The 3,929-nt window shown below is 57.3% G+C and carries 6 protein-coding genes; 2 read left to right on the top strand and 4 right to left on the bottom strand.

All coding sequences use genetic code 11. The features are described 5' to 3' along the window. Window positions 1-382 (top strand): helix-turn-helix domain-containing protein (locus ACTG4M_RS17195; protein WP_439124894.1); only part of this gene is annotated, 382 nt, incomplete at its 5' end. Between the two features lie 55 nt (window positions 383-437). Here ACTG4M_RS17195 and ACTG4M_RS17190 read toward each other — a convergent pair. After that, entirely contained in the window at window positions 438-1,490 is a 1,053-nt protein-coding gene (locus tag ACTG4M_RS17190) for an ornithine cyclodeaminase (RefSeq protein WP_439124893.1), read from the bottom strand. A gap of 3 nt (window positions 1,491-1,493) precedes the next feature. Continuing rightward, complete coding sequence (gene rocF / locus ACTG4M_RS17185; protein ID WP_439124892.1) at window positions 1,494-2,417, bottom strand: arginase; 924 nt, start codon at window positions 2,415-2,417, stop codon at window positions 1,494-1,496. A 118-nt stretch (window positions 2,418-2,535) separates the two neighbouring features. Here rocF and ACTG4M_RS17180 point away from each other — a divergent pair, with 118 nt between their 5' ends. After that, window positions 2,536-2,964 (top strand): Lrp/AsnC family transcriptional regulator, encoded by a 429-nt coding sequence (locus ACTG4M_RS17180; RefSeq protein WP_439124891.1) that lies wholly within the window; start codon window positions 2,536-2,538, stop codon window positions 2,962-2,964. On the opposite strand, the gene ACTG4M_RS17175 is transcribed toward ACTG4M_RS17180, so the two are convergent. Next, entirely contained in the window at window positions 2,961-3,410 is a 450-nt protein-coding gene (locus ACTG4M_RS17175; protein ID WP_439124895.1) for a disulfide bond formation protein B, read from the bottom strand. The two genes, ACTG4M_RS17180 and ACTG4M_RS17175, sit on opposite strands and share 4 nt — an antisense overlap. 14 nt (window positions 3,411-3,424) lie before the next feature. Continuing rightward, on the bottom strand, window positions 3,425-3,929 hold a 505-nt coding region (locus tag ACTG4M_RS17170; protein ID WP_439124890.1), incomplete at its 5' end, for a YqaA family protein.

Genomic DNA, 3,929 nt, shown 5'->3' with positions numbered 1-3,929 from the left:
AGATCAGTTTGCCGATGAATACGGCTGCGAGGCACCGCAGGTCAGCGCGCAGGAAGCAGCACAATTGTTACAAGCACCGTGGCCCGGAAATGTTCGCCAGTTGATCAACCTTGCCGAACGCGCCGCGCTGCAATCACGGCGAGGCACTGGCACAATCGCGTCGCTGCTCATGTCGGATCATGACGAAATGCAGCCGGTGATGACGACTGAAGGCAAGCCGCTCAAGGAATATGTCGAGGCGTTTGAACGTATGCTGATCGATAACACCATGCGCCGCCATCGTGGCTCTATTGCGTCGGTCATGGATGAGCTGTGCCTGCCGCGCCGGACCCTGAACGAGAAAATGGCGAAGTATGGATTGCAGCGCGCGGACTATCTTTGAGCGCGGTATGCTGTTTTGAAGCGACTGCAAAAAGGCTTTTCAAAAAGCCTTTTCGTCACCCCGCCGCCCGCATTAGCATCCCGTAAAGGTCACGCGGGTTGTCGGGATCGGCCAGCAGGTCAAGCGGCAGGTTCAATCCGGTCTCTCGCGTCAGGTCATGCACCACACGCAGGGCCGAGAAATCCTCGATCGCGAAACCGACACTGTCGAACAGCGTGATCTCACGTGCGTCGTGGCGACCGGGAACCGCACCGGTCATCACTTGCCAAAGCTCAGTGACCGCGTGGTCTGGTTCAAGTTGCTGAATCTCGCCTTCAATCCTCGTCTGTGGAGGATATTCCACAAAGATCGACGACCGATGCAGGATCGCCTTTGCCAGTTCGGTCTTGCCGGGACAGTCGCCGCCGATTGCGTTGATGTGTACGCCGCTGCCGACCATGTTGTCGGTGAGGATCGTCGCGTATTGTTTGTCAGCCGTGCAGGTTGTGAGTATTTGCGCACCTTCAATGGCAGCCTCGGCGCTGTCGCAGGCTATTACTGTAAGACCAGTTCCAGCCAGGTTTGTCGCACATTTGCGGGTTGCCTCAGGGTCTTTGTCATAAAGACGAACTGTGTCGATGCCGCAAATCGCATGCATCGCGATGCTTTGGAATTCCGCCTGTGCGCCATTGCCGATCATCGCCATCGTCGTGGCCCCTTTGGGCGCAAGGTGCTTGGCCGCGACCGCCGACATCGCAGCGGTGCGCAGCGCTGTCAGCAAGGTCATTTCAGACAAGAGCACAGGATACCCGGTGTCCATATCGGCCAGCAGACCAAAGGCGGTCACGGTTTGAAGCCCATCTGCCGTGTTCTTTGGGTGGCCGTTGACGTATTTGAAAGCATAAAGCGCGTCGTTTGCGGTTGGCATCAGTTCAATCACCCCAACCGGGCTGTGAGCCGCGACGCGGGGTGTTTTGTCAAAATTGTCCCAACGTCGAAAATCCTCTTCGATGGCATCTGCGATGCGCGAAATCATTTTGGCCAGACCAACGCGATGCACCAGCTGCATCATGTGATCGACCGAGACGAACGGGACAAGAGCTTTGTCTGACGGCTGCATGGTGGTCATTCCTTACATCAAGCGTGGGGTGGGGCGGTCAAAGATGCGGCGGCCAAGGGCCGAGGCGGCCAGATCAACCATCAGGTGTGCCGTGCGTCCGCGCTCATCCAGCATCGGGTTCAGTTCGACCAGATCGAGCGAGGTCATCAGCCCACTGTCGCAGAGCATCTCCATCACCAAATGAGCCTCGCGCACAGTGGCTCCGCCGGGAACGGTGGTGCCGACTGCGGGTGCGTGGGCTGGGTCAAGGAAATCCACATCCAATGAGACATGCAATGCACCGCCGGCCATTGCGACGTCTTTCAGGAACGGTGCCAAAAGGTTGGCCACGCCCGTCTCATCAATGGCGCGCATGTCATAGCCGCGTATGTCGGTTTGCTCCATCAACGCGCGTTCAGGCAGATCGACGGAACGCAAGCCGATGATACAGGTCTGATGTGCGGGAACTGCGGCGGGCAGGGGTGGAAAGCCACCAAAACCCGACTGGCCGGTGGCATAGGCGAGCGGTGTCCCGTGCAAATTGCCAGAGCCTGTGGTCTCGAGTGTGTTGAAATCACTATGAGCATCCAACCACAGCACAAATTGCGGGCGTCCGTCCTGTGCTGCGTGTGCCGCAACCCCTGGCACGGTGCCCAGTGACAAAGCATGGTCCCCACCAAGGAAGATCGGCAAGCCCTGCCGCATCGCGTCTTGCGCCGTTCGCATGAGGGCCGTGGTCCAGCCGATGGTTTCGGACAAATTCACCAGCCCGACGCGTTCCGCGATATGATTGTCGTCCGGGACAACATCGCCCAAGTCGCTCACGCGATGCCCCAGATCGGTCAACGCGCGTGAAATGCCGGCGGTGCGATACGCATCTGGGCCCATTAGACAGCCTTTGCGTGCCTTGCCGCAATCCAGTGGCGCTCCGACCAATACGATGTTCTGAGACTGCATATTCCCCGTACCCCTCATTGTGCATTGGGGACATACCAATCAGTATGGATTGTTCATAAGTGTTCAAATTGCACGAATTGAGATATAATTTATCAATCTGATAGGTGGTGAGATCACAATGGATGATATCGACAAAAAACTTGTGTCCGCATTGCGTCACAACGGTCGGGCGTCGGTGTCGGATCTGGCGACAATCCTGACTCTGTCTCGCGCGACTGTTCGGGCGCGCTTGGATCGGTTGCAAAATTCTGGCGAGGTGGTGGGGTATACCGTTGTCCTAAAAGACGACGTCGCCCGCGATCCCGTTAGGGCGATGATGATGATCGGGATTGAAGGGCGTGGCACCGACCGGGTGATCCGTCAACTCAATAACCTGCCCGAAGTCCGGGCACTGCATTCGACCAATGGCCGTTGGGATGTCATCGCAGAACTGGGCACTGACACGCTCGAGGCGTTGGACCAAGTGCTGTCGCGCATCCGCAAGCTCGATGGTGTGACGCAATCGGAAACGTCTTTGCTGCTCTCGACGCGAAAAAGTGGGATTTAGTCAGATCGACGTGCTGCTGCGATCCAAATCGCCATCAACACTATCGAGATGATCATGTTCCAGCTTGCCATCGACAAGCTGAACAATTCCCACGGTACCTCGTCACATCGAACCAATGGCGCTGCCATGATCTGATCGAAAAGCTCGTCAGTGGACAAACCGCCAATCGGGCCAGAGGTGCAGGTTGTCGGGCCTTCCCACCAACCGCGTTCGACGCCGGTGTGATAGGCCCCGACCGCTGCTGTGGCAAAGGCCGCAACCGCGCCAAGCCATGCAACTGTTGCAGTGCCAAAGCGCAGGGCGACCAGACCAAGTGCAATCGCGACCACATGCGGATAGCGCTGCCAGATACATAGCTTACATGGTGGCAACCCACCGAAATACTGGAACGCCAAAGCGCCCAGCATCAACGCAAGCGAACCGCCAGCGGCCAACAAGACCAACATCCGACGATCTAACGTCACAGAAACCTCACCACGTAAAATCCACCAAGCAGGATCGCTATGAACAAGATGAAGACTAGCCCGAGCCGCTTTTCAATGAACGCCCGTACCGGTGCTCCGAATGTGCGCAATAGGCCTGCAACTACGAAGAACCGCAAGGCACGTGCGATCACGGATGTGACAACAAACGTGGTCAGTGGCATCGCTGTCCAGCCTGACATGATCGTGATGACCTTGTAAGGGAAGGGCGTCACTCCCGCGATCAACACCGCCCAGAACCCGACGCCGTTAAAGCGGTCATTGAATTCAGCCATCGAGTCGGCCTTGCCAAGAGCGCTTAGGATTGGTTGCCCGACGCTTTCGTAAAAAAAGTACCCGATGCCGTAGCCCAGCATGCCACCCAACACAGACGACACGGTTGCGACCAGTGCGATCAACCATGCACGGGATGGTCGGGCAAGGATCATCGGGATCATCAAAACGTCAGGGGGAATCGGAAAGACCGAGCTTTCAACGAATGCG

Origin of the sequence: Marivita sp. (assembly GCF_965656765.1) — a bacterium.
Taxonomy (GTDB): Bacteria; Pseudomonadota; Alphaproteobacteria; order Rhodobacterales; family Rhodobacteraceae; genus Marivita.
This window is presented reverse-complemented; position numbering and strand designations above follow the sequence as displayed.